Source organism: Streptomyces sp. NPDC043685 (assembly GCF_056436585.1).
Window position 1 is genome coordinate 355901 of record NZ_JBWKCH010000002.1, and the last position, 25634, is coordinate 381534.

At 70.5% G+C, this 25634-nt stretch carries 27 protein-coding genes and 1 tRNA gene; 19 read left to right on the forward strand and 9 right to left on the reverse strand.

Annotated elements, in window-relative coordinates:
• Positions 1-33: 33 nt before the first annotated feature.
• Together AC0665_RS06370 and AC0665_RS06375 are read right to left on the reverse strand one after the other, a co-directional pair.
• Positions 34-1044, reverse strand: coding sequence for a TRADD-N-associated membrane domain-containing protein (locus AC0665_RS06370; RefSeq protein ID WP_478704531.1), 1011 nt, complete (start codon positions 1042-1044; stop codon positions 34-36).
• A 520-nt stretch (positions 1045-1564) separates the two neighbouring features.
• Positions 1565-2029 (reverse strand): NUDIX hydrolase, encoded by a 465-nt coding sequence (locus tag AC0665_RS06375; RefSeq protein ID WP_391251561.1) that lies wholly within the window; start codon positions 2027-2029, stop codon positions 1565-1567.
• 18 nt (positions 2030-2047) lie between these two features.
• Here AC0665_RS06375 and AC0665_RS06380 point away from each other — a divergent pair, with 18 nt between their 5' ends.
• The 11 genes from AC0665_RS06380 to AC0665_RS06430 all read left to right on the forward strand — a co-directional run bounded on the left by AC0665_RS06380 (position 2048) and on the right by AC0665_RS06430 (position 9220).
• Positions 2048-2827 (forward strand): GntR family transcriptional regulator, encoded by a 780-nt coding sequence (locus tag AC0665_RS06380; protein ID WP_306928107.1) that lies wholly within the window; start codon positions 2048-2050, stop codon positions 2825-2827.
• A gap of 139 nt (positions 2828-2966) precedes the next feature.
• Complete coding sequence (locus tag AC0665_RS06385; RefSeq protein ID WP_467764778.1) at positions 2967-3320, forward strand: SCO3933 family regulatory protein; 354 nt, start codon at positions 2967-2969, stop codon at positions 3318-3320.
• 2 nt (positions 3321-3322) lie between these two features.
• Positions 3323-4678 carry an FtsK/SpoIIIE domain-containing protein gene (locus AC0665_RS06390; RefSeq protein WP_478704532.1) on the forward strand — a complete coding sequence of 452 codons (1356 nt, stop codon included), beginning with the start codon at positions 3323-3325 and terminating at the stop codon, positions 4676-4678.
• Positions 4679-4761: 83 nt separating this feature from the next.
• Positions 4762-5436: a DUF2637 domain-containing protein gene (locus AC0665_RS06395; RefSeq protein WP_468409206.1), complete on the forward strand. Its 675-nt coding sequence runs from the start codon at positions 4762-4764 to the stop codon at positions 5434-5436.
• A gap of 21 nt (positions 5437-5457) precedes the next feature.
• A complete protein-coding gene (locus AC0665_RS06400) occupies positions 5458-5649 on the forward strand; it encodes a mobile element transfer protein (RefSeq protein ID WP_031108984.1) in 192 nt (63 codons plus the stop codon).
• Positions 5650-5662: 13 nt separating this feature from the next.
• Entirely contained in the window at positions 5663-5818 is a 156-nt protein-coding gene (locus AC0665_RS06405; RefSeq protein WP_365253092.1) for a hypothetical protein, read from the forward strand.
• Between the two features lie 24 nt (positions 5819-5842).
• Positions 5843-6166: a SpdD-like protein gene (locus AC0665_RS06410; RefSeq protein ID WP_478704533.1), complete on the forward strand. Its 324-nt coding sequence runs from the start codon at positions 5843-5845 to the stop codon at positions 6164-6166.
• A gap of 88 nt (positions 6167-6254) precedes the next feature.
• Positions 6255-6440, forward strand: coding sequence for a hypothetical protein (locus AC0665_RS06415; protein ID WP_468409201.1), 186 nt, complete (start codon positions 6255-6257; stop codon positions 6438-6440).
• A complete protein-coding gene (gene repSA / locus AC0665_RS06420; RefSeq protein WP_478704534.1) occupies positions 6433-7812 on the forward strand; it encodes a replication initiator protein RepSA in 1380 nt (459 codons plus the stop codon). Before AC0665_RS06415 ends, repSA begins: the two co-directional genes overlap by 8 nt.
• A complete protein-coding gene (locus AC0665_RS06425; protein WP_397669897.1) occupies positions 7809-7997 on the forward strand; it encodes a helix-turn-helix domain-containing protein in 189 nt (62 codons plus the stop codon). The genes repSA and AC0665_RS06425 overlap by 4 nt, the downstream gene beginning before the upstream one ends.
• The gene (locus tag AC0665_RS06430; RefSeq protein ID WP_478704535.1) at positions 7997-9220 is read left to right on the forward strand and encodes a tyrosine-type recombinase/integrase; all 1224 of its coding nucleotides are present in this window, start codon (positions 7997-7999) and stop codon (positions 9218-9220) included. The genes AC0665_RS06425 and AC0665_RS06430 overlap by 1 nt, the downstream gene beginning before the upstream one ends.
• An 87-nt stretch (positions 9221-9307) precedes the next feature.
• Here the strand turns inward: AC0665_RS06430 and AC0665_RS06435 are convergent.
• Positions 9308-9383: transfer RNA gene (locus AC0665_RS06435), tRNA-Arg, on the reverse strand.
• 321 nt (positions 9384-9704) lie between these two features.
• Between AC0665_RS06435 and AC0665_RS06440 the strand changes: the two genes are divergently transcribed.
• From AC0665_RS06440 to AC0665_RS06455, 4 genes are all read left to right on the forward strand, one after another.
• Positions 9705-11312, forward strand: a complete 1608-nt coding sequence (locus AC0665_RS06440; RefSeq protein ID WP_468633566.1) for a dynamin family protein — start codon at positions 9705-9707, stop codon at positions 11310-11312.
• Between the two features lie 3 nt (positions 11313-11315).
• Positions 11316-13139 (forward strand): YfjP family GTPase, encoded by a 1824-nt coding sequence (locus AC0665_RS06445; RefSeq protein WP_478704536.1) that lies wholly within the window; start codon positions 11316-11318, stop codon positions 13137-13139.
• A gap of 268 nt (positions 13140-13407) precedes the next feature.
• Positions 13408-13884: a single-stranded DNA-binding protein gene (locus AC0665_RS06450; RefSeq protein ID WP_478602190.1), complete on the forward strand. Its 477-nt coding sequence runs from the start codon at positions 13408-13410 to the stop codon at positions 13882-13884.
• 276 nt (positions 13885-14160) lie between these two features.
• The gene (locus AC0665_RS06455) at positions 14161-15570 is read left to right on the forward strand and encodes a Cys-Gln thioester bond-forming surface protein (RefSeq protein WP_478704537.1); all 1410 of its coding nucleotides are present in this window, start codon (positions 14161-14163) and stop codon (positions 15568-15570) included.
• Between the two features lie 126 nt (positions 15571-15696).
• On the opposite strand, the gene AC0665_RS06460 is transcribed toward AC0665_RS06455, so the two are convergent.
• From AC0665_RS06460 to AC0665_RS06470, 3 genes are all read right to left on the reverse strand, one after another.
• Complete coding sequence (locus AC0665_RS06460) at positions 15697-16506, reverse strand: hypothetical protein (RefSeq protein WP_478704538.1); 810 nt, start codon at positions 16504-16506, stop codon at positions 15697-15699.
• Between the two features lie 256 nt (positions 16507-16762).
• Positions 16763-17212, reverse strand: a complete 450-nt coding sequence (locus AC0665_RS06465) for a hypothetical protein (RefSeq protein ID WP_366052127.1) — start codon at positions 17210-17212, stop codon at positions 16763-16765.
• Between the two features lie 203 nt (positions 17213-17415).
• Entirely contained in the window at positions 17416-18162 is a 747-nt protein-coding gene (locus AC0665_RS06470) for a hypothetical protein (RefSeq protein WP_478704539.1), read from the reverse strand.
• Positions 18163-18451: 289 nt separating this feature from the next.
• On the opposite strand from AC0665_RS06470, the gene ettA reads away from it, so the two are divergent.
• From ettA to AC0665_RS06485, 3 genes are read left to right on the forward strand one after another with little or no spacing between them, the layout of a single operon-like run.
• A complete protein-coding gene (gene ettA, locus AC0665_RS06475) occupies positions 18452-20116 on the forward strand; it encodes an energy-dependent translational throttle protein EttA (protein WP_468409186.1) in 1665 nt (554 codons plus the stop codon).
• Between the two features lie 6 nt (positions 20117-20122).
• The gene (locus AC0665_RS06480; RefSeq protein WP_363118875.1) at positions 20123-20536 is read left to right on the forward strand and encodes an acyl-CoA thioesterase; all 414 of its coding nucleotides are present in this window, start codon (positions 20123-20125) and stop codon (positions 20534-20536) included.
• Entirely contained in the window at positions 20533-21201 is a 669-nt protein-coding gene (locus tag AC0665_RS06485; RefSeq protein ID WP_478704540.1) for a DUF8185 domain-containing protein, read from the forward strand. The genes AC0665_RS06480 and AC0665_RS06485 overlap by 4 nt, the downstream gene beginning before the upstream one ends.
• Before the next feature lie 30 nt (positions 21202-21231).
• Here the strand turns inward: AC0665_RS06485 and AC0665_RS06490 are convergent, their stop codons facing one another.
• Complete coding sequence (locus AC0665_RS06490; RefSeq protein WP_363118873.1) at positions 21232-21645, reverse strand: globin; 414 nt, start codon at positions 21643-21645, stop codon at positions 21232-21234.
• 67 nt (positions 21646-21712) lie between these two features.
• Here AC0665_RS06490 and AC0665_RS06495 point away from each other — a divergent pair, with 67 nt between their 5' ends.
• A complete protein-coding gene (locus AC0665_RS06495) occupies positions 21713-22696 on the forward strand; it encodes a methyltransferase domain-containing protein (RefSeq protein WP_478704541.1) in 984 nt (327 codons plus the stop codon).
• A 7-nt stretch (positions 22697-22703) separates the two neighbouring features.
• On the opposite strand, the gene AC0665_RS06500 is transcribed toward AC0665_RS06495, so the two are convergent.
• The gene (locus tag AC0665_RS06500) at positions 22704-24206 is read right to left on the reverse strand and encodes an FHA domain-containing protein (protein WP_478704542.1); all 1503 of its coding nucleotides are present in this window, start codon (positions 24204-24206) and stop codon (positions 22704-22706) included.
• A gap of 32 nt (positions 24207-24238) precedes the next feature.
• A complete protein-coding gene (locus AC0665_RS06505) occupies positions 24239-25585 on the reverse strand; it encodes a vWA domain-containing protein (protein ID WP_468409179.1) in 1347 nt (448 codons plus the stop codon).
• Positions 25586-25634: the final 49 nt, after the last annotated feature.

A 25634-nucleotide genomic window follows, 5' to 3' on the forward strand; every position in this document is an offset into this window, starting at 1 on the left:
CATGAACTGCAGGCCCTCCTCCCGGCTGAGGACTCACCGTTCGGTGCGTTCAGGGGCCCTGCTTTCTTCCCCTTCTTCGCCACTCTTCACGATAGGTACGGTACCGTGCCGCTTTGGCGCGATAGGTTTGTTGCCACCTTCCTCCCTCTCGTACGCGTAGCGAGCCGCATCAAGCATTCTCCTAACCACGGATTCAATGAGGGCTTTATGCCTATCAGGATCTTCCTCTAGTCCGTTGGATACTCGCTCAGCAGCGAGTAGGTAGCTCATCACAAGAGGCTGCTCAAAATAGTAATTCATTTGACTCATGGCTCGCTTCTGAGCCTCGAAGAATGTTTTGCTGATGAAGGTGGATACGGCGGTCCCAACGGCCGCCAAGGAAGCTACGACAACCTTGGCGGTATCACTCGGCACACGTAGTGCTAGAATCGCACCTGCTATCAGTGTCGCAAAGCCGAACCCCATCGCAATGTGACTACTCCTGCCCGCCATTTTGGCCTGCTGTGTCGCTATATCGTCGTAGCGCTTCATTTGCTCCCTGTTCAGCACGATCAGATTTTGAAGGTCGAGGTCCCTCAGCCATCGGCCGCTCTTCTGGTCGCTCGCCACACGGCTCTGATCGGGATCGGAGGGTGTGAAGGCCCTCCTCGCTGACCGGTAGGATCCATTTGCTATAGCCAGGCCGCCTACGTATACGAGTGCGCCTACGGCGAATGCAATCAGACTTATGCGCCACCTGATACCGAGAAGCATCAGGGCGACGCTGACGCTGGTGCATATTATGAATACAGCTAGGCTGAAATTGCGCAGCCGGGAGCTCTTATTATGGGCGGCTTTCCCTTCACTGGATCTCAGCCACTCCCTTTCCGCCCTCCTCCCAAGCCGGTGCCACGAGTAGTGCAACTCTCTATCAAGCTCGGGCGATGATCCCACCAGAAGTTGTCGAGCCGAGTCAGAATCGAGTATTTCCTGCGGGGCTCCAGGCGGCGGTTCTTCATTCCCTTCCAGCCGCTCAGGCTTGCTGGAGTTCTGATCAGTCGACACGGCATCCTCCGATCGGCGTCGTATCAACGAATATCGATCGGCCCCCACTGGTATCAAGCCTAATGAAACCTGCTGACTTCTGCATCTGCAGCAGTGGTCTCCGACGGGAGCGTGCCCCTCACGGGTGTCCGTCGGTCGCCGCGGGGGAGAACCTTAATAAGCGCTTACCCAGTCCGTGACGGTACGACGAAGTGAAGGTCGGTGGAGCGGCTTTGGGCTGGAGCTGATTTGGCGCGAGTGATCATGGCCCATTACGCTAGCCAGCGGATCGGGCAGGTTTGTGAGCCTGCCCGTTAGTGCTCGATCTTGGGCCATGATCTTCGAGGCTCGCGCCAAATTGGCTGCCTAAAGCCGTGGAGCCGACCGCCCCAGCCACAGAGGGTTTCTCCCCACTTCATGCCCGCAGCCGCCGAGCGCGCCGCCGGGCGCGGCCAGCCGGGGCGAAGACAGGAGGCAGGCCGCGCCGCAGAGGCGGCGCGCGCCCGCGCCGTGCGCGGGCCTTGATGAAGTAGGGAAAGTTCTATCCCGCTGGGATGAGTTGCTTGCCGTCGTGGCTTCGCACGTGGGGGCCAGCGCCGTCTAGGGCGTCCAAGAGCCTGATCGCGTAGACCTCGGACATGCGCTCACTGACCTCGTCGGGCGTGAGCCAGGAGACGGCTGTCGACTCGCTGGACGTGCGCTCGACGCCACCGGAGGGCTTGCAGCGGAAGACCAGGGCAACCACGCCTCGGGTCGTGTTCTTGTAGACGCCGGTGAGTTCATCCACCTCGACGTGGATGCCTGTCTCCTCCCAGACTTCGCGGGCTACGCCAGCCTCTGGGGTCTCGTCCAATTCGAGCACACCGCCGGGGAGCTCCCACGTTCCGTTGTCCGCTCGGCGGATCGCCAGGAGGCGTCCATCTTCGCGCACCACCACTCCCGCAACGGATACGGAGTGCAGCGGCGGCGAGGTTGCTTCCTGTGATTGACTCATGTACAGGAGCATAGGAGGCAGGAAAGGACTATGGGAACCGCAGTAGAAGGAGGCAGGTCCGGGCCTCGATACGTGCAGATCGCAGACGAGATCGTGCAGCAGATCCGGGCGGGCGTGCTCAAGCCGGGCGACATGGTGCCGAGTGAATCGGAACTGGTGGAGCGCTACGGCGTCTCCGGCGGCACGATCCGCAAGGCCATGGTCGAGGTGCGGGCCAGCGGGCTCGTCGAGACCCGGCACGGCAAGGGCTCGATCGTGAAAGACCGGCCGCCGGTACGGCACCGCTCCTCGGACCGCTTCCGGCGCTCGCTCCGCCAAGGCGGCAAAGCCGCGTACCTCGCGGAATCCGCACAGTCCGGCGCCACCGCCAAGGTGAGCGTCCTCTACATCGGCCCCATGGAGGCCCCCGCGGACGCCGCCCAGCGGCTGGGTGTCCCCGCCGGCACTCAAGTGCTCGCCCGCCGACGCCTCTACTTCCGCAACGGCACTCCGGTCGAGACCGCTTCCTCGTACCTCCCGTGGGACGTCGTCAAGGAGATCCCGGAGCTGTTCGCCGAGAACCCGGGCGGTGGCGGCATCTACGCCCGACTCGAGGATCACGGGCACGAGTTCGCCGAGTTCGTCGAGACGCTGCAAGCCCGGCCAGCTTCAAAGGCGGAAGCTTCCGAACTCGCCCTCAGCCCGGGTGCACCCGTAGTTCACCTGATCCGCGAGGCCCGTACCACCGCAGGGCTCGTCGTCGAGGTCTGCGACACCCTCATGGCCGCTGACCAGTTCGTTTTCGAGTACCGGATCCCCGCCGCCGACTGACGCCCGCTCAACTCACCGCAGCCCGTCGCGAGTTCTCTCTCGCGGCGGGTTGACTCATGTATAGGAGTCATGCACTCTTCTCTATGTCACTCATGTACATGAGTGACGAAGTCCAGCCTCTGTAGAGGAGTGTTCTGCTGTGCGTCAGATCCCCGTTGAGACCTCCGGCGCGACCGTGATGGTCGCCAAGGCCCCGCAGCCCAAGGTCAAGGACCGCCGTACCGGTGAGATCGCCATCGACGCCGACGGCGTCAAGCTGATGACCGTGGACGTGATGTTCGCGGCCAACGACGAAGTCGAGATCCTTTCCATCACCGTCCCGGAGCCCGGTATCTCCAGTGACCTGGCCATGGGTACCCCCGTGGCGCTGACGGGTCTGATCGCCCGGCCGTGGGAAAACGAGTTCAACGGCCAGAAGCGCCACGGGATCGCCTTCCGCGCGGTCGCGGTCACCTCGCTGGCCGCCACCGGTGCGGCATCTGAGGCGGCCTGATCATGACCTGGTTCATGGTCGCTGTGGTTGTGGTCGTCGCCACTGCGGGTCTCCTGCGGTGGCGACGCCCCGCCTGGTACTGGCTGACCTTCGGCGTTGTCGTCGCCACGGTGCGGGTCCTGGTCCGCTACGCCTCGGTCATGGACGCCTGCGGCCTGACGGTCCCGCCCTCGCGCTGGCGCCTGGCCCTGGCCCGGGTAGCCAACCGGCCCGTTCCGGAGTCCCGGGTACCGCGCATCCTGCGGTTACGGCCCACCCGCACCGGCCTGGTCCTGCGGCTCAAGCTCCGCCCCGGCCAGGACGCCTTCGACGTGTCGGCGGCCACGGACCGGCTGCGCCACTCCTTCGGGATGTACGGCGTGACGTCCCGAGAGGTTCGGTCCGGCGTGGTTGAGGTGCGGATGACCGGCTACGACGTGCTCAAGCAGGTTCAGATGCCTGCCAAGACGGACACGCGTCCGATGCGGGTGCCGGTCGCGCTGCGGGAGGACGGTTCGGTGCATTACCGCGACTACCGCGCCGTCCCCCACGGCCTGACCCTGGGGGCGACGGAGTCCGGCAAGTCCGTCTACCAACGCAACCTGGTCGCCGGGCTGGCCCCGATGAGCGTCGCCCTGGTCGGCATCGACTGCAAGCAAGGCGTTGAGCTGTTCCCGCTGGCCCGCCGGTTCTCCGCCTTGGCCGACAACCCCGACACCGCCCTGGAGCTGCTGGAGGCGCTGGTGTCCCACATGGAGGAGGTCTATCAACTGATCCGTGCTGAGCAGCGGATCAGTGTCGCGGTGCCGGATGCGGAGATCGCCGCCGACATCTGGGACCTGCGCGAGGACCTGCGGCCGGTGCCGGTCGTGGTCCTGGTCGACGAGGTCGCCGAACTCGCCCTGTTCGCCAGCAAGGAGGAGGAGAAGCGCCGGGACCGGATCATCACCGCGCTGGTCCGTCTCGCCCAGCTCGGCCGCGCGGCTGGAATCTATCTGGAGATCTGCGGGCAGCGTTTCGGATCCGAACTCGGCAAGGGCATCACCATGCTCCGTGCCCAGCTCACCGGCCGCACCGCCCACCGCGTCAACGACGAAACGTCCGCGAACATGGCCTTCGGCGACATCTCACCGGACGCTGTCCTGGCCGCGATCCAGATCCCCGCGGAGACACGCGGGTTGGCGATCGCCGGTGACTCGACCGGTGGCTGGCACCGCATCCGGGCCCCGCATACCTCGCTGCGCCAGGCCGTGAACGTCTGCAACAGGTACGCCGCCCGCACTCCCGATGTGCCCGCCCTAGCGGCCTACCGGCCCGCGGTTGGCTCACTCTCCTCGGCCCGGGTGCCGTTGTCCAAGGCAGCCCCCGCCGCGGCCTGACCTTCCCCTGCTCCACCGGTCGGCGTGACCACTTTGCGCCAGGTCCCTACCCCTCCCATGCCACATCACCGGAAGGAGCCGTGATGGCCCGCCCCGCTCTCCGCGTCGACGCCGTCCTGGTCCAGGCCGTCATCGCCGGGGCGTTGTCCTTCGCCCACCTGCACGATCTGGCCGCCGCTGCCGGGCAGGACGGCTGGAAAGCTTGGGCCTATCCGATCAGCGTGGACCTGCTCCTGGTCGCTGCCTGGCGGCGGCTCCGTGTCGATGGTCCGTCGCGGCTGGCCTGGTGCTGGTTCGTGATCGCCCTGGTGGCCTCGCTGGGCGCCAACGTCGCGACCGCCGGACTCCTCGACCTGACCAACGTCCCGGCCTGGCTGCGCATCCTCGTCGCCGCCTGGCCCGCATTGGCCTTCATGGGCGGCACCCTCCTCGCCCACTCCGCACCAGAGCAGACGCCCGAACCGCCGGCACCCACGGCCCCGGCCACCGAACCCGACCCTGCGCCGGTCACAGAGACCGAACCCGAGCCTGACCCGCTTCCGGCGGTCGACGACACTCCGGCCCTTCCGGCTGCCGAGCCTGACCCGGTCGCCGCTGCTCCGGCTGTGCCGGTCCCGGCCGCGCTGGTCGACCACGCACGCAAGGTCGCCAACGACCACCACGCCCGTACTGGCTCGCCGATCGACACCGACACTCTGCGCGCTCGCCTCGGCGTCCCGCCCCAGCTGGCCGACGCCATCGCCGCCCAACTCGCCTGACCCGAAGGGAGAGACACCGTCATGCCTGCCCGTGACCACTTCCACTCCGTGATGCGCATCGGCCCGGTGCAAATCGGCACCCACCGCGACCGCCACGGCCAGACCAAGTACGCCGCCGTGTGCACCGCCGACCGCTGCGGCTGGTCCTCCGACTACTCCAGCCAGTCCGCCGCCCAACTCGCCGCCCGCACCCACCGCTGCCGCGTCCGCTAGGAGGCCCTCCGCCATGGAAGTACCGCTCTGGCTCGCCCTGCTCGCCGTCGGCTACCTCGGCGTCAAGCTCATTCGCCCACCCGCCTGGCTCATCGCCGTCCTGCTGCTCGGCGGCTTCCTCCTCGCCGACAGCGTCCTCGCCCCCGCCATCGACACCTTCATCAAGTAACCGTCGCCTGAAGGGAGTTCACAGATGTTCCGTCCAAAGATCCCGACCATGCCCACCCCGACCGGCCATGTCACGCCGCCTGCCGTGGTCGAGCCGACCACCGTTGTTCCGGCCGCTCAGGTCTCGCAGCCCGCCCCGGTGGCCCCGGCCCCCGCGTCCGCTCGACCGACGGTTCAGCTCACCCCTGGAACCGCGCTGGCCCTGGTCGGCGGCGGTACCGCCGTGGTCCTGGTCGTGGGCGCGGTCTTGGTCTCCATGCTCCTGGCGGTCGCCATCACCGGCGCTTCGGTCGCAGTCTGCGCCGTCGTCCTGCGCTCGCTCCTCGCCTCGGAGGCGAAGCGGCGCTGACCGGCTCCCGGAGCGGCGTCAACCGCCAAGTCTCGTCCGCTCCGGGAGCCGTCCCTGTCCGATCTCGCAACCGGAAGGAACCCCCAGCATGACGCACCACACCACACCGACAGCCCGCATCTGCCCGAACTGCGACGGCTTCGCCACTGCCGCCATCACCACTGGCGACCGCGACCGGCACGGCCACCTGCCCACGCTCACCGCCAACTGCCCGGTTTGCCACGGCCACGGCACCGTTCCCGCCCGCCGCGTCCGGGAGGGTGCGCGTGTCTGACCTGCTGCTCGACCCGACCACCCTCGGCGACCTGCTGAGGGTGGCCTCGGCCTCTGACTACGACCGCTGGCACGAGCAGATCCGCCGCACCGGCGGCTGCGCCGACCCCATCCACCTCACTGGCTGGACCCTCACCAAGGACAAGACCACCGGCGAGACCCTGCACCACTACACGACCGCCAACGAGCCGGGCGGACGCCTTCGCGTCGCATGCGGCAACCGCCGCGCCTCCCGCTGCCCCTCCTGCGCCTGGACCTACGCGGGTGACACCTACCACCTCATCCGTGCGGGCCTGGTTGGCGACGACCGCCGCGACATCTCCGCCACCGTCCGCGACCACCCTCGCGTCTTCGCCACCCTCACCGCCCCCTCCTTCGGCCCGGTCCACAACCGACCCGACCACGGCGTCTGCCGCTGCGGCACCCGCCATCCTGCCGACGACCCTGCCCTCGGTACCGCCCTCGACCCGACCACCTACGACTACGCGGGCGCTGTCCTCTTCAACAACCACGCAGGCAGCCTGTGGCAGCGCTTCACCACCCGCCTCCGCCGCGAGATAGCCGCCCGCGCCGGCATAACCCGCCGCGAACTGGCTGACCACGCGCGCGTCTCGTACGGCAAGGTCGCCGAGTTCCAAAAGCGCGGGGCGCTTCACTTCCATGCCGTCATCCGCATCGACGGCCCCGACGGGCCAGAGACCGCCCCGCCGTCCTGGGCGACGGTCGATCTCCTCGCCGACGCGATCCGAGCAGCTGCCGCGCACTCCTACACCTCGGTCTCCGTCCCGGCCGCCGAGGACCAGCCCGCCCGGACCTTCCGCTGGGGCACCCAGCTCGACGTCCGGCCCGTGAAGGCCTTCGGTGAGGGCTCCGACATCACCGAACAGGCCGTCGCCTCCTACGTGGCCAAGTACGCCACCAAGGCCGCCGAGAACACCGGCACCCTGGACCGTCGCATCGGCGAACTATCCGAGCTCGACCGCCACCAGGTGCCCGACCACACCCGCCGCCTCATCGAGGCCTGCAAGCAGCTTGACCCGCTCTACCCGGACCGGCGCCTGTGGGCCTGGGCTCACATGCTCGGCTTCCGCGGCCACTTCTCCTCCAAGTCCCGCCGCTACTCCACCACCCTCGGCGCCCTCCGCCAGACCCGCGCCGACTACCGCGCTGCCCAGGAACACGCCGCCCTCGGCCTGGACGACCGCGAGCCGGACACCGTCCTGGTCCTGGCCGACTGGCAGTACGCCGGACACGGCCACACCCCCGGCGAATCCGCCCTCGCCGCCACCATCGCCCGCGACCTCCAACTCAACCGCGAAACCGCCCGCGAAGCCCTGCGCGATCAACTCGCCCTGGAAGGAGCCGACGTATGACCACCGCCACTCCCGAGCTGCTGACCGTGCCCGAAGTCATGGCGCGGCTCAGGCTCGGCCGTTCCACCGTCTACGACCTGATCCGCTCTCGTCGGCTGATCTCCATCACGGTCGGCCGTTGCCGCCGCATTCCCGCCGATGCCCTGCGCGACTTCATAACCCGCGAACTTGAGGAGGCTGCCTGATGGCGAAGCGCAATCCCAACGGCGAAGGCACCATCTACCGCCGCAAGGACGGCCGGTACGAGGGAGCGGGCTATGTCCTGATGCCGGACGGCACGTACAAGCGTCGACGGGTCTACGGCCACACCTGGGAGGAGGCTCGAAAGAAGCTCACCGAGCTGCTCTCCAAGAGCGACCAGGGCATTCCTGCGGCCGACACGACCGAGAGCCTCGGTACCTATCTCCCGTACTGGCTTGAGCACGTCGTGAGCCACAAGGTGCGGCCCTCGACGGTCTACAGCTACAGCAAGTGCGTGAACGCGTACATCGTGCCCCGACTTGGAAAGAAGAAGCTCGCCCGGCTCTCAGCCAAAGACGTGCGCCTCTTCCTCGACTGGGCTCGGCAGGCCTGCCAGTGCTGCGCTCAGGGACGTGATGCCGCTCGTCCGGCCGGTGCCCGTCGCTGCTGTGCTGCCACTCCCAAGCGGTGCTGCGAGCGTCGGCTCTCGCCGCGCATGGTCCAGTACCTGCACGCGGTGCTTCGGAATGCCCTCCAGCATGCGGTCCGTGAGGAGCTGGTGCAGCGCAACGTCGCCAAGCTCGTGCAGGTCCAGACTCCTCGGTACCGGGTCGGCCGCGGCCTGTCCGTCGCCGAGGGGAAGAAGCTCCTGGACGACGTGCGTGACGACCGGCTGAGTGCGGCATACGTGCTCGCGCTGTACCTGGGGCTCCGGCGTGGCGAACTGCTCGGGCTCCACTGGTCGGACGTTGACCTGGATGGGGGATCCTTGGAGATCCGTACGGCCCTGCAGCGGGTCAACGGAGAGCTGACGCTCACCGCGCCCAAGACGCGCCGCTCGGAGCGGCCCGTGCCGCTCCCGGCCGTGTGTGTCGACGCACTCCGCCGGCACCGTGAGCGCCAGGCGGAAGAGCGCGAAGCCGCGGGGGAGCAGTGGCAGGAAACCGGCCTGGTCTTCACCACCCGGCGGGGGACCCCGATCGAGCCCCGGAACCTGAACCGGCACTTCTACCCGATCCGCGAGCGACTCGGCCTGGACGTCCGCTTCCATGACCTCCGCCACACCTGCGTGACCCTGCTGCTGGGTCTGGGCATCCCGCCGCACATCGTCCGGGACATCGTCGGACACAGCGCCCTGGATGTGACCATGAACATCTACGCGCACGCCGACATGACGGAGAAGCGAGCCGCACTGGACAAGCTGGGAGACCTGCTGTCCGGCGAGTGACGGGGTCGTTGCCGTCAGCGTTGCCGTCAGAGACGCGAAACGCCCTGGAGGGGAGATCCCCTCTGGGGCGTTTTTGCTGGTAGGAGGTGGCGCCCCCGGCAGGACTCGAACCTGCGGCCAAGCGCTTAGAAGGCGCCTGCTCTATCCACTGAGCTACGGGGGCCGGGTGTGGTGGCCTCTGTCGTGGTGCCCTGGTGTGGGCCGATCCGTGACGTTGCCGGGGACAAGGATAGGGCTCCCGCGTCCTTGCCCCTGTTGCTTCGCCTCCGTGGCTCGATGTGGAGGTTCAGTGAAGCGGTCCTGATAATCGCAGGCAGGTACGAATCGTGCACCGCTTTTGGCGTCAGAGGCATCGGGTGTTGTGCACTCGTTATGCCTGGAGTGGGCCCGTGTCCCAGTCGTCCCTTCCGTCCCTTGTGTTCTGTCGGCGCGCAGACATGCTCATATGCTTCAGAATTCCCCTAAAATTGGGCATTCTTCACATGTGGTGACCTTGGACGTACGGCCTCAGCTGCTCGACGCACTCTCCGCCCTGCGCGACCGTGTCGCCGCCGCACGCTTCCCGCTGCCCCTGGCGGGGGCCCCACGCGCGCGTGCCAACCGCGACGAACTCCTCGCGCAGCTCGACGACTACTTGGTGCCCCGCTTGCGGGAGCCCGAAGCGCCGCTTCTGGCCGTCGTGGGCGGGTCGACCGGAGCCGGCAAATCGACGCTCGTGAACTCCCTCGTAGGGCGGCGGGTCAGCGAGGCGGGGGTGCTGCGGCCGACGACACGCACCCCCGTGCTGGTCTGCCATCCGGAGGACCACCACTGGTTCAGTGGGATGAGGGTGCTGCCCGATCTCACCCGCGTGTGGGTGCCCCAGCAGGAGTCCACCGACGACCTGCTGCTCCCCGGCGAGAACCCCGCGCGCGTGCTGCGCGTCGAGACCGCCGAGACGCTGCCGCCCGGCCTCGCGCTGCTCGACGCGCCCGACATCGACTCCCTGGTCGCCGACAACCGCGTCCTGGCCGCCGAACTCATCTGCGCCGCCGACATCTGGATCATGGTCACCACGGCTGCCCGCTACGCCGACGCCGTCCCCTGGCACATGCTGCGCACCGCCAAGGACTACGACGTCACGCTGGTGACCGTGCTCGACCGGGTGCCCCACCAGGTCGTCAACGAGGTGTCACGGCAGTACGGGGCCCTGCTCACCAAGGCCGGACTGGGCGAGGTGCCGCGCTTCACCGTGCCGGAGCTGCCCGAGTCCGCCTGGGGCGGCGGGCTCCTGCCGGCCACCGCCGTCGCCCAGTTGCGCACCTGGCTGATCCACCAGGTGCAGGACCCCGCGGCCCGGCAGCAGGTCCTCGCCCGTACGGCGTACGGCGTCCTCGACTCCCTGAAGTCCCGGATGCCCGAGCTGGCCGGTGCCGCCGCCGCGCAGTACGCGGCCGCCCTGCGTCTCACCTCCGCCGTGGAAGGGGCGTACGACAGCGAGCACGCGCGCGTGCGGGGCCGGTTGCAGAACGGGGCGGTCCTCGCCGGGGACGCGCTCAAGCGGTGGCGCGCCTTCCCCCTGGACTGCACCGCCTCCGAACTCCTCGACGCGCTCGTGGAAAGCCTCAGCGCGCTGCTGCTGTGCGCCGTCACCGCCGCCGACGAGCGCGTCGACGACGCCTGGCGGCGCGAACCGGCCTCCGCCGCCCCGGAACTCGCCGCCCGCGAAACCGGCGCGGACAGCGCCGAACACCGCATCGGGCTCGCCGTACGGCGCTGGCGCCGGGAACTCGAGGAGCACGCCGAGGACGAGGTGCGCGAACTCGACCGCACCCTCGCACCCGACCCCGAACTGGTGGCCGCCCTGGTCGCCACCTCCCTGCTGGGCGGCCGCCGCGGCCGGATGGCCGGGGAAGGACTCGCCGAGCGGATCGGCGCCCACGGCGCGCTGCGGCTGCGCGACCGGGCCGGACGGCTGCTCACCGAGCACGTGGACCGCGTGCTGCACGCCGAACGCGAGCGCCGCCTCGCCCCGCTCGACGCGCTCGACGTCCACCCCGAACCCCAGGCCGAACTCATCGCCGCGCTGTCCGTACTGCAGAAGGAGAGGTGACCGGTGACCGCCGTCACTGACCAGGACCCCACCGAGCACGCCGACCAGCCGGACGACGGCACCGGCCGGGCGGGCAGCGCCGGGACCCGCTCCCGAGGCGCCTCGGCCGGCGAACGCGCGGCGCGTACCTGCTCCGCGGAGTCCTGGGACGACGGGCTCATCGCGCGACGGGTCAACGAGACAGCCGAAGGAGACCGGCTCCCCATGACGGACCACCGCTCCGCCGTCCCGCCGACGGTGACCCCCCTGGTGTTCGAAGGACCGCTGCGCTCCCGGCTCGAGGCGCTGCGCGAACTGGTGGGACTCTCCCGCACCCGCCTCGACAGCCGGACGCTGTCCGAGGCCGGCCGGGTCCTCGACGAGGCGTCCGCGCGCCGCAGGCTCTCCGGGCAGCACACCGTCGTCGCCATCGCGGGCGCCACCGGCAGCGGCAAGTCACAGCTGTTCAACGCGCTCGCCGGGGTGACCATCTCGGAGACCGGTGTACGCCGCCCCACCACCGCCGCGCCCATCGCGTGCAGTTGGAGCGACGGGGCGGCCGGTCTCATCGAACGGCTCGGCATCCCGCCCCGGCTGCGCCGCCGGCCGCTGCCGACCGGGGACGGCGAGTCGCCGCTGCGCGGACTGGTCCTGATCGACCTGCCCGACCACGACTCCGCGGCCGTACAGCACCGCGAGCACGTGGACCGCATCCTGGCGCTCGTCGACGCGGTCATCTGGGTCGTCGACCCGGAGAAGTACGCCGACGCCGTTCTGCACGAGCGCTACCTGCGGCCCATGGCGGCGCACGCCGAAGTGATGTTCGTGGTCCTCAACCAGATCGACAGGCTGCCCGGGGAGGCCGCCGAGCAGGTCCTCGACGATCTGCGGCGGCTCCTCGACGAGGACGGCATCGCCCTCGGGGAGTACGGCGAACCGGGCACGACCGTGCTCGCCCTGTCCGCCCTCACCGGGGACGGGGTGGGCGAACTGCGCGAGGCGCTCGGCCAGTTCGTGTCCGAGCGGGGGGCGCCCGCCCGCCGTATCTCGGCCGACGTCGACATCGCGGCGGCGCGGCTGTGGCCCGTCTACGCCACGCAGCGGCGGACCGGGCTCAGCGAACAGGCCCGCGAGGAGTTCTCCGACCGGCTCGCGGACGCGGTGGGCGCCACGGCGGCGGGCGAGGCGGCCGAACGCGCCTGGCTGCGCAACGCCAACCGCGCCTGCGGTACGCCCTGGCTGCGGCTGTGGCGCTGGTACCAGGACCGCGGTGAGCCCAGCACGGGCCGGCTTCCCTCACGCGCGCAGGCCGACGAGGAGGCCACCGCCCGTCAGCGGGTCGAACAGGCGGTGCGGACCGTCGCCGACCGGGCCTCGGCCGGGCTGCCCGCGCCCTGGGCACAGGCGGTGCGCGAGGCGGCCGTCCGCGGCGCGCAGGGGTTGCCCGAGGCGCTGGACGAGCTGACCGCCCGGGCGGGCGTGCCGACGGGGCGTCCGCCGCGGCCCGGGTGGTGGCCGGTGGCCGTCCTCATCCAGGCGTCCATGACGATCCTGCAGTTCCTGGGCGGGCTGTGGCTGCTGGGGCAGATCGTCGGGGTCATGGCGCCGAACCTGGGAGTGCCGGTGCTGCTGATGGTGATCGGCATCGTCGGCGGTCCGCTCATCGAGTGGAGCTGCCGGATGGCGGCCCGCGGCCCGGCCCGGCGCTACGGCCTGGAGGCGGAACGCCGATTGCGGGAGGCGGCGGCCGGGTGCGGGAGGGCCAGGGTGCTGGATCCGGTGGCGGCGGAGCTGTTGCGGTACCGGGAGGTCCGGGAGCAGTTCGGGAGGGTGGTGGCGGGGCGGTGAGGCAGTGGTGAGGCGGGGCGGGGGTTGCGGGCGCGCTCTCCCCCTCCCACGCACACCCGCAGCACCTGACCGATGACGCCGATGACGCCGACGGCGCCCCTGTGTCACCCCTGGGAGTGGCGGCGTTGTCCACAGGGCCGGGGCGGTCCACAGCGCTCAGCGGGCTCGGCCCGGCGGCGGCAGTCTGGCAGACGCAGCCGTACGGGACGGGCCCGTACGCGTGTCGGCCCGGCGCGGACGCCGTGATCCGGGTGAGGGAGGGTTCGCGATGAACGAGACGATGGTCTGCGCGGTCGGCAGGGTGGCGACACAGCCGGTGTACCGGGAGGTGGCGTCCGGCCCGTCGGCGCGGTTCCGGCTGGCGGTGACCGCGCGTTACTGGGACCGCGAGAAGAACACGTGGACGGACGGGCACACCAACTTCTTCACCGTGTGGGCCAACCGCCAGCTGGCCACCAACACGGCCGCCTCGCTGACGGTGGGCGAGCCCGTGATCGTGCAGGGCAGGCTGAAGGTGCGGACCGACGTGCGTGAGGGGCAGAGCTGGACGTCGGCGGACATCGACGCGGTGGCGATCGGCCACGATCTGGCCTGGGGCACCTCGGCCTTCCGGCGCGCGGGCAGGACGGAGACGGCACCGTCGCCGACGCAGCCGGAACCCAACTGGGAGACTCCGCCCGAAGGTTCGGGGGAAGAGGCGGAGCATCCTTCGCAACAGCGCGAGGAGGCGGCCGCGTTGACGTGACGGCGGTCATCGGCCGGTCCGCCCGAAGTGTGGCTTATCGATGAATGCGCGCCGAACGCCCAGCGGTGGATTTGTCGATAAGCCCTGCTCACCTGGGGCTCGGCGATAACGATTCCGAGTCGGATCACTCGTCCGACCGTCTGACCGGCGGGCGGCGTCCCGCGCGTCCCTAGGATGCCGGACATGGCTCTCGAGGCTGCTGTGCCTCGCGAGTCCTCTGATTCTGCTGGTGGGACCGTCCCCCCACGACAACGGGTCCTGCTCGAAGGGGAATTTGTGTTTGCTTCGTTCTCTGAGCTGTTCGTACGCAGGCGAGGGGCAACCCGCCTCGCCACCGCGACGGTGGTGTCCGGGCTTGTCGCCGCGGGCGGGCTTGCCGGTGCCGGCCGGGCGGCCGCTGACGAGACGACGCAGAGCCAGGGTGGCGCGGCCGCGACGATAGACGGCCTGAAGACGTACGGCGCCGCCGTGATACACGCCGGCACCGGCGATCAGCAGATCTCGGCGGGCCTGTTCGAGATGTCCGTCGACGACGGCGGCATGCTGCAGACGTACTGCGTCGACCTGCACAACCCCACCCAGCGGGACGCCAAGTACCGCGAGACGCCCTGGAGCGGCACATCCCTGGGCGCCAACAAGGACGCCGGCAGGATCCGTTGGATCCTGCAGAACTCCTACCCGCAGGTGAACGACCTCGCCGCGCTGGCGCGGAAGGCGGGTGTGCGCGGTGCGCTGACCGAGCAGGACGCGGCGGCCGGCACACAGGTGGCGATCTGGCGCTACTCGGACGACGCCTCCGTCGACGCCCTCGACCCGCAGGCCGAGCAGCTCGCCGACTACCTGGAGAAGAGCGCCCGCAGTCTGCCCGAGCCCCGGGCCTCGCTCACCCTCGAGCCGCCCGCGGTGTCCGGCCGGCCGGGTGAGCGGCTCGGGCCGGTGACGGTGCGCACCAACGCCGGCAGTGCGACGGTGACCCCGCCCGCGGACGCCGCGACGAGCGGGGTGCGGATCGTCGACAAGCAGGGCAAGGCCGTCACCACCACGTCCGACGGTGGGCAGGTGTTCTTCGACGTGCCCGAGGACGCGGCGGCGGGCTCGGCGGAGCTGACCGTGCAGGCCTCGACCACCGTTCCGGTCGGCCGGGCCTTCACCTCCGAGAGCCGCAGCCAGACGCAGATCCTGGCCGGCTCCAGCGAGTCGACGGTGTCCGCGACGGCCGGGGCCACGTGGGCGAAGCACGGGCCGGTCCCGGCGCTGACGGCGGCGAAGAACTGCGCCGAGGGCGGGGTCGACATCATCGCCTCCAACAAGGGCGACGAGCCGTTCACCTTCGAACTGGCCGGTCTGGAGCACACTATCGCCGCGGGCGAGTCCCGCACGGTGACGGTCCCCCTCCAGGAGGACCAGGCCTACGACTTCACGATCCACGGACCCGGCGGCTTCGAGAAGCGCTTCACCGGCACGCTGGACTGCGCGACCCGCGGCAGTGACACCGGCACCACCACCCAGACCCTCAGCGAACCGAGCCCGATGACCGTGGGCGGCACGGCCACCGACACCAACCTCGCCGAAACGGGCAGCTCCGGCATCACGCCGCTGATCGCGGGAATCGCCATCGGCCTGGTCGTGATCGGCGGGACGACGCTGATCGTGCTGCGGCGCAAGGAGGCGGCGGCGGGGGAGTGACCCCGGACGAACGGTCCGTCGCACTGATCTCGTCGTCGATCCAGATGAACGACCGGCCTTGTGCCCACGGGACCAGGGGGCGGGTCTTCCAGTGCAGCCCGCGCGGGCTCTCCTCGACCTGCCCGGTCAGCGTCGCCCGGCCAGTACCCGGTCGGTGTTGGCCAGTTGAGTACGCATGTCCTTCTTGACCGCGGCGAGCACCCGCTGTTTCTCCGCCATCGCCCGCCGCTGGTACGCCGCGTCGACCGACGACCAGACGCCGACGACGTTGGTCTTCCGTTTGCAGGCCACGTCCGTGCTCGCCAGCGCGAGCTCGGCCCGGCCGGCCGTCGGACCGCTGAACTCGGGGTCCTTGCCGGGGGCTCGGGTCGGGTCGGCGTAGGTGTAGTTCTGCCGTTTCATGCACTGTGACCAGGCGCGGAAGACCGCCACCACACGGGGATCGCGTTGTGAGTCACGGTAACTGCCGATGTTGATCGCGCTGACGAGCTCCCGGTTCCCCAGCTTCTGCGGGTCCCCCGACAGCGCCTTCGTGGCCTCGCCCTGGCAACCGCCCGCCGGGAGCCGACGACCGCGTGAGTCAGTGCGCGCCGGTGTGCCGTCCTGTTTGACCCCGCGCAGCACGAGTGCCGCCTCCGCGTCCGGTTGGGCCCTCGTGGGCTTGTCCTTGACCTGCGGCGGCATCGAGCCGGGCACCGGGTGGTAGCCGTAGCGCGCTGCCTTGGCCGCGTCCGTGATGCCGTACCGGTGCGCGGTGTTGGCCGGGTTCAGCGTGCCCGTCTTCGGGATGGGGCCGGTGGGTGCGGGCCAGGAATGACCGAAGCGGCGCATGCACGACTCGGTCAGTACCGCCTTTGCCCGGAACAGGCGCCCGACCTGGTGATCAGTGAACAGGTAGCGCTCGACGGGCAGTACCAGGGAAGTGACGTCCAGCATCTTCGGCACCGCGGTGACGGGCGGCGGCCCGGAAGCTGTCGGCGTCCCGGATGGAGCGGCCGCCGGTGTCGGCTCCGCCGCCCGCCCCTGTGCGCACCCCGCTGTGACGGCGAGCAGGATGGCGGCCGCCCCGAGACGCCGGGCCCTGTGTGTGTTTCGCGCCGACATGTCGTCGTATCCCTTCCGGCGTGCGGAGGCGGAGGCGGGGTGACGGCACGGGGCCGCCCGCCGGTGCGCGGGCGGGCCCGGACAGGCATCAGCCGGCGTAGTACCAGCCGAGCGACGCGTTGTTGTTCCGTACTCCGGTGTTCAGCGCGCGGGACTCTCCGGGCCAGACGTCGTCGTAGGGAGCGTCGCCGCTGGCGTTCTGGTTCTCGTTGTAGAAGATGCGGGCCCTGAAGCTCTGGTCGTTGTTCCAGGCGCGGTACACGTTGTTCTTCACGTACTGGCCGTGGCCCTCGCCGCCGGCCGCGAAGGTGTGCCCCGCGAAGTCGTTGACCCCGGTGCCGTACTTGCTCCAGGAGCTGTTGCTGGAGGCGCTGTAGTAGAGGTAGACGTTGCCGTCCCAGGTGGCGGCCTGAGCCTGGGCCGGAGCGGCTGCGCCTTCTCCCTTCGCGGAAGCCGGCGCGGTGGCCAGGGCGGTGCTGCCGACGATCAGTGCGGCGGCGATCGCGAGGGAATGCGCCGTACGACGTGCAGTTGTCATGATGCTCCTCGTTGGCGTACGGGAACGGGGTGGCGCCGCGGCAGCACTCGGCCGTCCGCGCGAGCGTCCCCCCTGCTGACCGGACTCGACACTAGGCCGGGCCCCGCACCGCACGGTCCTGACACCTGTCAGGACCGTGCTGCCGCATCGGCATCGTCCTTTTTCCAGGTCCTCCCAGGCCCCTGTTCCGCCCAGGCGACCGCTCAGCCGAAAGCGGCGGCGACCTGTCCGACGACGGAGAAGCGCCGCCGACACTCCGGGCACGTCGCCTCACCGAAGGCATACGTCAGGGCGCGCGCGACGTCCTCATGGCCGTCGGCCAGAGCAAGGTCATGGAGGCGCCGGCCGAGGCCTTCCAGGGCGCGGGGATCGGCCGGGTGGAGAGGGAAGGTCTCGACGTCGTCCGAGAGGGCGTAGTCCTCCGCCACGCTGAAAAAGCCTCGCTCTCCGATCACCACCCACAGCGACGTGCACCCCTCGGGGTCGGGGCACTCGAGCTCGTATTCCTCGCTGACCACGCCCCAGATCAACTCCTCCGCCCAGAGGATGTCGCCCTCCAGGTTCAGGACCGCCTCGAGCAGGTGGCAGTAGTCGTTCCGGCCGGAGGTGAGCCGCCGCCACCGGTTCGCGGAGCCCAGCAGGCGGGCGATCTCCGGCGCGTACCGGTGCCGCAGATTCCGGGTCTCGTGGCGCTGGTCGGCCTGGACGACCAGGGCGCCGGCCAGGTGGAGGGCCGAAGCCGCCGCGTCGGCCTCCTCGGCCTCCGCCATGTCGGCGAGCGTGCGCAGCACCAGCGGGTCGGCGGCATCCAGAGTTCCGTTGTGGTAGAGCTCCGTCCACAGGTCGCTCCAAGCCTGACTGTCCCGGCCCGTGGAGGCACGTTCCAGCAGCGTCTTCAGGCGGTCGGCATCGGCGTCGTCCGCGTGCGGAGCGGGAGCACTCGTCGTCATCCGCGGTATCCAAGCAGACCGACGCGGGCGCACTGTCGCCGAGCCGCCGGTGGCGGCTGACTAGGTGCAGGCCGGCCTCAGGTGATCACCCCCTGAGCCGCCCCCGGGCCGTGCGAGGGTGCCCGAGGCCGGCCAACGGCGACCGACAGTGACAGTCGAGCCTTAGCCACCCACCGCGAACCCCCAGGTCACAGCCCCCCACCCATACGCGTTTCCACCCAGGGCTAGCGGTACGGCAAGATGGGGTGTATCTGCCCACTGCCAGTTTCAAGCTGCCGGACGGTTTCTCTTGGCTGAGTTCATTTACACCATGCGCAAGGCGCGCAAAGCGCACGGCGACAAGGTGATCCTCGACGACGTGACGACCAGCTTCCTGCCGGGGGCGAAGATCGGCGTCGTCGGCCCGAACGGCGCCGGCAAGTCGACGATCCTGAAGATCATGGCCGGCATCGAGCAGCCGTCCAACGGTGACGCCTTCCTCACGCCCGGTTACACGGTCGGCATCCTGCTCCAGGAGCCCCCGCTGACCGAGGACAAGACCGTCCTGGAGAACGTCCAGGAGGGCGTCGCCGGGATCAAGGGCAAGCTCGACCGGTTCAACGAGATCGCCGAGCAGATGGCGACCGACTACACCGACGAGCTCATGGAGGAGATGGGCAAGCTCCAGGAGGACCTCGACCACGCCAACGCGTGGGACCTGGACGCCCAGCTGGAGCAGGCCATGGACGCCCTGGGCTGCCCGCCCGGCGACTGGCCCGTCACCAACCTGTCCGGTGGTGAGCGCCGCCGCGTCGCGCTGTGCAAGCTGCTGCTGGAGCAGCCCGACCTGCTGCTGCTCGACGAGCCCACCAACCACCTCGACGCCGAGTCGGTGAACTGGCTGGAGCAGCACCTGGCCAAGTACCCGGGCACCGTCGTCGCGGTCACCCACGACCGGTACTTCCTGGACAACGTCGCCCAGTGGATCTGCGAGGTCGACCGCGGTCGCCTCTACCCCTACGAGGGCAACTACTCCAAGTACCTGGAGACCAAGGCCGCCCGCCTCAAGGTCGAGGGCCAGAAGGACGCCAAGCGGCAGAAGAGGCTGAAGGAGGAGCTCGAATGGGTTCGCTCCAACGCCAAGGGGCGGCAGGCCAAGTCCAAGGCGCGTCTGGCCCGCTACGAGGAGATGGCGGCCGAGGCCGACAAGATGCGGAAGCTGGACTTCGAGGAGATCCAGATCCCGCCGGGGCCGCGCCTGGGCAACGTCGTCGTCGAGGTCAACAACCTCAGCAAGGGCTTCGGTGAGAAGCTGCTCATCGACGACCTCTCCTTCACGCTGCCGCGCAACGGCATCGTCGGCATCATCGGCCCCAACGGCGCCGGCAAGACGACCCTGTTCAAGATGATCCAGGGCATCGAGGAGCCGGACTCCGGCGCCATCAAGGTCGGCGACACCGTCAAGATCTCCTACGTCGACCAGAGCCGCGAGAACATCGACCCCAAGAAGACGCTGTGGGCCGTCGTCTCCGACGAGCTGGACTACATCAACGTGGGCCAGGTCGAGATGCCGTCGCGGGCGTACGTCTCCGCCTTCGGGTTCAAGGGGCCGGACCAGCAGAAGCCGGCCGGGGTGCTCTCCGGCGGTGAGCGCAACCGGCTGAACCTCGCGCTCACCCTCAAGCAGGGCGGCAACCTGCTGCTCCTCGACGAGCCGACCAACGACCTCGACGTCGAGACCCTCTCCAGCCTGGAGAACGCGCTGCTGGAGTTCCCCGGCTGCGCCGTGGTCGTCTCCCACGACCGGTGGTTCCTGGACCGCGTCGCCACGCACATCCTCGCCTACGAGGGTGACTCCAAGTGGTTCTGGTTCGAGGGCAACTTCGAGTCGTACGAGAAGAACAAGATCGAGCGGCTCGGGGCGGACGCGGCCCGTCCGCACCGCGCCACCTACAAGAAGCTGACCCGGGGCTGATCGATCTTGCGGCACATCTACCGCTGCCCGCTGCGCTGGGCGGACATGGACGCGTACGGCCACGTCAACAACGTGGTGTTCCTCCGCTACCTGGAGGAAGCCCGTATCGACTTCCTGTTCCGGCCGGACAAGGACTTCAAGCAGGGGTCGGTGGTGGCACGCCACGAGATCGACTACAAGCGGCAGCTCGTCCACCGGCACCACCCGGTCGACATCGAGCTGTGGGTCACCGAGATAAGGGCCGCGTCCTTCACCCTCACCTACGAGGTGAAGGACGGCGACCAGATCTACGTGCGGGCGTCCACGGTCATCGTGCCGTTCGACTTCGAGGCACAGCGCCCGCGCCGGATCACCGCGGAGGAACGGGAGTTCCTGCGTGAGTACATGGACGACGCGGAGGAGGGGGCCGTCGCGGCATGACGGTCCTCCACCTCGCCGACGAGGGGGAGGCGGCGGATCTCGCCGCCTTCCTCTCCCGGCTGCTCCACTACGACCGTGGAGCCGCCGTGCGCCTTCAGGCCGCCGGCACCGCGCTCGCCGTCTTCGGCCGGCCGCCGTCCTTCGAGGTGCTCGCCGTGCGGGCGGTGCGGCTGGCGAAGCCGTACGAGAAGGGGCTGGAGGCCACGCTGGACGTGACCGTCTCGGCCGGTGAGTTCCTGGAGTCGGTGGACGACAAGGCCGTCACCGCCACCGTGCCGCAGGCCGTGACGGGGCCGCCGTGGGCCGGTGTGCTGCCGCCCCGCGGGGGCTGGCGGGCCGAGCCGGGCCTGCCGGAGCCGGACGCGCTGCGGGCCCTGGTCGCGGCCGTCGTCACCGAGTTCCGGTCCCGGACGCAGGAACTGCCCGCCGAGCGGCGGACGCGGGCCGAGCTGGACCGGATCGGCGCGGACATCTGGTCCCGCACGGTCGGGGACACCCGGCTGCCCGTGCGGGCCGTGCACGCGGCGCAGTCCCTGGGGTTCCTGCGGCCCGGGGTGCCTCTGGGGCTGTTCTCGTCGGGGGCGTGGCTGCGGCTGCGCACCCCGTACGGGTCCGTCGCCGTACGGCGGGCCGGGCTCGGGGCGCTGGACGTCAGCGTCCGCTGAGCAGCGCCTGCCGGCGACCCGCCGCAGGCGTCAGCCCGCGGTGTTGACCATCGAGGCCGCCGCGTACGTCAGGTAGTTCCACAGCGTGCGCTCGTGCTCCTCGGACAGGCCGAGCTCGTCGACGGCGACCCGCATGTGCTTCAGCCACGCGTCGTGCGCCGCGCGGTCGACCGCGAAGGGCGCGTGCCGCATCCGCAGACGCGGGTGGCCACGGTTCTCGCTGTACGTCGTGGGGCCGCCCCAGTACTGGATGAGGAACAGGGTCAGGCGGTCCTCGGCCGGGCCCAGGTCCTCCTCGGGGTACATGGGCCGCAGCAGCGGGTCCTCGGCCACTCCCTCGTAGAAACGGTGGACGAGCCGACGGAAGGTCTCCTCCCCGCCGACCTGCTCGTAGAAGGTCTGCTCCTGAAGCGTGCCGCGCCGAATCTCATTCACGCGCTCCATGGTCTCAGACGCCCCGGCATAGGACTCAAGACCTAGGACCCGGGGACGCTGCCCCTACTGTGGACACATGGGCGGCTACGCATCCGGCTCGGAACTCGACGCTCTCGCCACCGCCGCGCGGGCCGCGCTGGTGCGGCGGATCGAGGCGAGCGGCGTGTGGGCCGCCGACCCGGTCTGGCGGGCGGCCTTCGCGACGGTCCCGCGGCACCTGTTCGTGCCGTACTACTACGTCGGAGCCGCCCGCGGCTACGAACGCCGCTGGGGTGAGAGTCCCGACCCCGGGGCGCGGGAGCGGTGGCTGCGGGGCGCCTACGAGGACACCCCGCTGGCCACCCGGCTGCGCGACGGCGAGCTGCTGTCCTCCAGCAGCCAGCCGTCCCTGATGGCGGACATGCTGGTGGCGCTGGGCGTCGCCGACGGCCACACGGTCCTGGAGATCGGCGCCGGCACCGGCTACAACGCGGCGCTGCTGGCGCACCGGCTGGGCGACGACAAGGTCACCACCGTCGACCTCGACCCGGAGATCACCGAGTCGGCGCGCAGGCACCTGGCCGCGGCCGGCCACCACCCGGTCGTCGTCACCGGGGACGGGGCGCGGGGCGTGCCGGAGCGCGCGCCGTTCGACCGGATCATCGCCACCTGCGCCCTGAACACGGTCCCGCGCGCCTGGATCGCCCAGTGCCGCCCGGGCGGCCGGATCCTCGTGCCGCTGGCCACCGGTCTGATCGTGCTGACGGTGTCCGGTGCCGGGCACGCCGAGGGACGCTTCCTGCACACGCCCGCCTACTTCGTCCCGCTGCGCGGCACCGGACGGCCCGGCGGCGAGCCGGCCCAGCCGGCCGGGGTGCCGCACCGGGCCCGGCAGGACGACCTGTTCCGCTTCCTGCTGGCCCTGACCCGCGGCAGCCTCGATCCGCAGGACGCGCACGCGCTGTGGGAGCAGGAAGGCAGGCCGCAGCGCGAACGCTACGGCGTCACGGTCAGGGGCGAGCGGGAGTGGGCCTGGCTGGACGACCCGGAGGGGCCGTACGCCTGGCCCCTCCCGTCGTGAAGGCCGCTCAGCCGCGCCGGATGGTGATCGTCGTCCAGGCGCCCACGTGCACCCGGTCGCCGTCCTGGAGCGGGACGGGGACGAACGGCTGGATCGGTTCGTCCGAGCCGTTGACCGTCGTGCCGTTGGTGGAGTTCTGGTCGACGACCGCCCAGCTGCCGTCCGGCTGCTGGACCAGCACCGCGTGCTGGTGCGAGACGCCCGGGTCCTCCGGCGGCACCGACAGGTCGATGTCGGGGGTGTCGCCGGTGGAGTGCCGGCGGCGGCCGATGGTGAGCTGGTTGCCGGTGAGCCGGCGCTGCTGCTCGGGCGAGTACGCGGGCAGGTTCAGGCCCGCGGCCTCGGGGCCGGAGCGCTGCATCATCGCCATGAAGTAGTCGCGGTCCGGGCCGATGGTCGCGGTCCACGTCGCCGGTCCCTGGGGCGCCTGCGGCTGCTGCGGGAAGCCACCGGGGCCGGGCGGGGCCTGGGTCCCGCCGGGCTGCGGGTAGCCGTAGCCGCCACCCTGACCGGGGCCGCCGGGGCCGCCGGGGCCGCCAGGACCACCGGGGCCGCCAGGACCGGACGACGGCGGGGAGATCACCCAGTCGTCCTCACCGCCACCGAAGGACGGACCGCCCTGCTGCCCGGGCCGCCGGGTCTCCTGCGGGAAACCGGGCGGGGCCGGCGGACCGGACTGGTGGAACGCCTGCGGAGCACCGGGGTTGCCAGGGCCACCGGGGCCGCCGGGGCCGCCGGGTCCGGGAGGGCCGGGTCGCGACGGGTCGGGACCGAAGCCGCCAGGGCCACCGGGTCCACCGGGTCCGGGAGGGCCGGGTCGCGACGGGTCGGGACCGAAGCCGCCGGGACCGCCAGGTCCACCGGGGCCGCCCGGTCCACCGGGCCCGCCGAATCCACCGGGGCCGCCAGGGCTGCCGGGGCCGGGCGAGGTCTGCGCGGCGCCGGGCTGCGGGTAGCCGTAGCCACCGCCCTGCGGGCCGCCGGGGCCGCCGGGTCCGCCGGGACCGCCCGGGCCGGGACGGCCGGAGGAGTCGCCGCCGAACGGCGGGATCGGCTCGGCAGGACGGTTCACCTGCGACGGACGCGAACCCTGGTACTCGTAGGAGTCACCGCCGCCGTACGACGGTCCGGGCGGGCCCTGCCGCCCCGGTGGCTGGAACGGCGCACCCGGGCCGGGCGGCGGGGCCGCGGGCGTGTACGACGTCGCCGTGTTCGTCAGGAAGTTCCACCGGCACTCCTCGCAGAACGGCGCGCCGCCCTCACGCGGCGTACGGCACTGCGGGCAGAGCTCCGGCTCGGCGTTGGGCACGGCGGACAGGTGCGGCGGGCGCCCGCCGGGCTGGCCGCCGGGGCCCTGCGGGCCACCCGGGCCGCCTGCGGGGGGCGGGAAGCCGTAGCCGCCGGGCGGCGGCGGGGGAGGAGGCGGAGGCACGGCACCCGCCATGCGGTGACCGCAGACCTCGCACCAGTCGTCGGAACCCGACTGGTGTCCGTTCGGGCAGGTCGGCATGTCGGCGCGTCCCTCCTTCGATCTCTTCTAGATCACTTCTTGACACGAACAGTCTTGGTGGACCGGGTTTCGAGCGTCATCTCGTCAGCCTCCGCGACCTTCGCCTTCAGTCGCACAGTACCGGTCGCGGCATCGACCACGTCCACCACCTTCGCAAGCAGTTTCGCAGTATCGGCGTTCCCGGAGGCACTCGCGAGCTGAACGGCCCGGCCCAGTTTGGCCGTTGCTCCGTCCATATCTCCGGACTTGCGTAGATCCAGCCCTTGTTGGATCACTTGTGCCAGTTCGGCCTGCCCGGTGTAGTGGGCGACCTGAGGGTTGATCGACGTCGAGGCGACCATGTCGTCCGTCCACACGGCCCGCACCAGGCCCTGCGCGCCGAGGTTGCGGACGCTGCCGTCGGGCTGCGGAACGACCAGGGAGAGCCGGGCCGCCAGCATCTCCTGCCCGATGTGGGCGACCGGGACCTGGACGCAGACGTGGTAGTCACGGGACTCGTCTCCCCAGGAACCGAGGGGGTAGTCGCCGGCGCGGGGGCCCGCCTCGGTGCGCCGGCCGGTCAGGTCCTCGACCGTGGGCGCGACCTGCTTGACGAACTTCACGGTGGTGTCGACCGGCGTCCACAGCCGCAGGGAGACGTCCGCGACCTCCTTGCCCATCGCCGTTTCCATCATCTGCGTGAAGTCGGCGGCGAGTCCTGCCGGGTCGGCGACGATGTCGGCGGTGCCGAGCAGGGCGGAGGCGATCCCTGTGACTTCTTTCACTTCCCAGTCGGTGCCCACACCGCGTGCGTCACAGGTGAAGCGCCCGGCGCACGCGTCGAGCGCGGCCTTCAGGTCCGTGGGCGACTCGTGCTCGTTGCGGCCGTCGGTGAGCAGGATGCCGTGCCGGATCGCGACGTCCACGGAGGACAGCAGGCGGTCGGCCAGTCTCAGCCACGTGCCGATGGCGGTGCCGCCGCCCGCGCTCAGCGAGCGCAGCGCCTGCTTGGCCTGTTCGCGGGTGGTGGCGTCGGCGACCGCGACGCGTCCGCCGCCCGGGTAGACCTCCTTCGCCACGTGCGTCCCGCCGATGACGGCGAAGTGGACGCCGTCGCGCAGGGTGTCGATCGCCGCGGCCGTGGCGTCGCGGGCGTTGCGCATCTTGGTCGGCGGGTAGTCCATCGACCCGGAGCAGTCGACCATGATCGCCACGGCCGCGGACGGCCCCTGGCCGGGTGAGTAGAGGTGGGGCGCCGTCGACGCGCTGCCGATGGTGCCGCCGCCGGTCGCCGTCACCGTGACGATGGCGTTGACCTCGCCGGCGCCCTCCGGCAGGTACTCGTTCTGGTAGACGTCCACCGAGAACTGGGGCACGTTCGATTTCGAGAAATTGGCCATGCCTGCTTCGATCCCCCTCCAAAGCCCCCGCCGCGGCGGGGTGATGACG